Annotated in this window: 1 protein-coding gene; it reads right to left on the bottom strand. The window is 77.2% G+C overall.

All coding sequences use genetic code 11. The features are described from left to right. Positions 1–463, bottom strand: a 463-nt coding sequence (locus tag ACYVE9_RS30335) for an AraC family ligand binding domain-containing protein (protein WP_461031058.1), incomplete at its 3' end; no start/stop codon positions are given. Positions 464–566: the final 103 nt, after the last annotated feature.

The following is a 566-nucleotide window of genomic DNA, read 5'->3' as shown; positions in this document are numbered from 1 at the left end:
GGGCCCGCAGCAGGCGCGCGACGGCCACCCGCAGCAGGCTGTCGGCGGCGAGCGCGTCCACGTCCTCGGCGGCCCGGTGCACCGCTCGGATCTGCCGGGAGGCGACCGGGTCGTGGGTGACGGTCGCGGCGAAGGCGGGTGTGCCCCGCACGCCCGTGGTCTCGGCGGCCACCTCGGTGACCGTCGCCAGGGAGGGGTAGAGCGTGAAGTACGTCCAGCCCTCGGGCGCACCGGCCCGTGCGGTGTGCGCCACCTCCGGGTTGATCATCACGAGGCCGCCGGAACCGACCCGCTCGGTGCTGCGGGGCAGCCCGACCTCCTCCACCCCGCCGGTTATCGCGCCGAGCGTGTAGCCCTCGTGGCTGTGCCGGGGGAAGGCGTGCCGGACGTAGCGGGCGCGGAGCAGGTCGAGGCCGGGCAGCCGGTCGTGGCGCCAGTGCCGTGCCCACTCGGTCGTCGCCATGGCCCCATTGTGCGGGCCGGGTACGACAGCCCACCGCCGGAGGGGCGCGGTTCCGTCGCCGCCCCGCCCGTCACCGCGGTTCCGTCGCCGCCCCGCCCCCGGC

The organism is Streptomyces sparsus (genome assembly GCF_054776295.1).
The sequence above is the reverse complement of the archived record's forward strand: the minus strand, read 5'-3'. Positions and strand labels throughout refer to the sequence as shown.